General features: G+C 70.4%; 1 protein-coding gene and 1 pseudogene. One reads left to right on the top strand and one right to left on the bottom strand.

The genetic code is table 11. The annotated features are described in order from the left end of the window. A partial coding sequence (locus tag IF29_RS43000; protein ID WP_037598737.1) for a DUF2797 domain-containing protein occupies positions 1–816 on the bottom strand: 816 nt, incomplete at its 3' end. A gap of 633 nt (positions 817–1,449) precedes the next feature. Here IF29_RS43000 and IF29_RS0140985 point away from each other — a divergent pair. After that, positions 1,450–2,049, top strand: a pseudogene (locus IF29_RS0140985) (transposase); the annotation flags it as partial. Positions 2,050–2,169 lie beyond the last annotated feature (120 nt).

Raw genomic sequence — 2,169 nt, 5'->3', positions numbered from 1 at the left:
GTCCAGGGCCCATCCGGTCAGGAGCCGAGTGTCCAGCAGGACCAGGCCCTGGGCGGTCTCCAGGTAGAGGTCGCCGCCGATCAGACAGGCCACCCGGCCAGCGATGGTGCGGGCCGGCGTCAGGGGCCGCAATGCCGCGACGGGTGCCAGCCCGCCAGGGGGCAGGTGGTAGGTGCCGGTGTGATCGATGACGGTGGCCTGCTGGCGGTCCTGCCCCTGCGGCCAGCTCAGTTGGGCACTGCGCCCAGCGGCGGCCAGGAGTTCCTCGGCGCGCCGACCCGGGGTGCCCGGGTGGATGCGAGCGGCGCGCTTGCGCTGGGCGCTGGCGCGGTCGGGCAGGCCGAGGACGGTCGTGACGAGGTTCTCGGCGCGGCGGGCTCCCGGCAGGGTGCCGGTGGAGATGACGGTGGAGGCCAGGGCCCCCTGTTCCAGGAGTCGGGTGGTGCCGCGTTCGACGGCGGTGATGCCGACCTTGATGACGCTGCCGTGGTGGGCGAGGTAGACCGCGACGGGCCGCGGGTCCTCCAATCGGGTGTCAGCGGCGATAGAGCTGGACCGGTCCAAGGCCTGGCAGGAAGGGCACTGCGCGGTGCGGGCAGCAGCGGCGATCGGCGTGCCGGTCGGGCAGTGCAGCCGGCGTCCGCTGCGCCACAGACCCGTGCAGCGCCGGTCGCTGCCGCAGGTCAGCGCAAGGTCAGCGCCGATCCGGATCGGGCTGCACCGCGGGGTGTCACCACTGAAGGTGGACCACTCCAACTGGGCCCGGTCCCCGGTCCAGATGACGCCGGTAGGCCGCCACACAGGTGCACCGTTCATCGTCGCTCTCCCCTCTCCGATACAAATCCTCCAAGACGTCCCAGCCTGCCAGCACGACGACGCCCGCCAACGCCCCGGCCAGGCTGACGCGCATGTGAACGTGGTTGCCCAACACGCCCGCCTCCAGGCCCGTGCGCCCTTGAGCTCGGCACCCACGGTGACCGCATCCGGCCCACCGGCCAGAACCAGGACGTGAACGCTGCCACAAGTCAGGCAACGGGAGCGGTCCACGACACAGATCGGCGCGCGGCTGATGAACCAGATGATCTCGGTAGCCGCGGACCTCTCCCCCGACGGGTACGACTGCCAGATGATCGCCGCCACCAACGACTCGCTGCCGGGGCCACGGTCGAACGAACGCGAGATCGGCATGGTCGACTACTGCTACGGATGCCGAGGTCCAGCCCCTGGCTCTGCGCCGTGGATGATCCGTCAGGTCGCTGCGGTCGGATGGCACGGGATGACGTGCAGCGCCTGCAGGGGCTGGCGGGGCGTTGCCCGCAGCACCTCGAGCCAGGCCTGGCCGTCCTGCAGGTAGCGTTCCACGCTGTGCCAGTAGCGCCAGTGCAGGTCAACGAAGCAGTCGATGTCCTTCTCGGACGCCTCGTAGTCCAGGTGCCGACCGTGCAGGGCCTGGATCGCTTACCCGACCGCGTGTTCGCGTTCGACGAGTTCGGCCCGCTCGGCATCCGACCCACGATGGGCTCGGGCTGGGCTCGGGCCGGTCATCCCGATCGGCATCCCGCGACCTACCACCGCACCCACGGGGTCAGCTACTTCCACGGCTGCTACGCGATCGGCGACGACAAGCTGTGGGGCGTCAACCGGCGCAAGAAGGGCGCGGCGAACACACTGGCCGCCCTCCGATCGATTCGCGCGGCCCGCCCGGACGGCGCCCTGATCTACGTCATCTTGGACAACCTGTCCGCCCACAAGGGCGAGACGATCCGGCGCTGGGCGAAGAAGCACCGGGTCGAACTGTGCTTCACCCCGACCTACGCGTCGTGGGCGAATCCGATCGAGGCCCATTTCGGGCCGCTGCGGCAGTTCACCGTCGCCAACTCCAACCACCCCAACCACACCGTCCAGACCCGGGCCCTGCACGCCTACCTGCGCTGGCGCAACGCCAACGCCCGCCACCGCGACGTCCTGGCGGCCGAGCGCCGTGAACGCGCCCGGGTCCGCAGCGAGAAGGGCATCCGCTGGGGCGGACGAGCGCGGATCGCGGCCTGATCACTCACTGACGTTCAAGGTCGCGCAGTCCGCGACCCCCAACTCGGACAGCACCGCCCGTAGCCGCTCCAGTGCCGCACTCGCGTCCGAGCCCTCTGCGATCTCAAGGTCAAGATGGCA

The sequence above is a fragment of the Streptacidiphilus jeojiense genome (assembly GCF_000719095.1).
GTDB classification, from domain to species: domain Bacteria; phylum Actinomycetota; class Actinomycetes; order Streptomycetales; family Streptomycetaceae; genus Streptacidiphilus; species Streptacidiphilus jeojiensis.
This window is presented reverse-complemented; position numbering and strand designations above follow the sequence as displayed.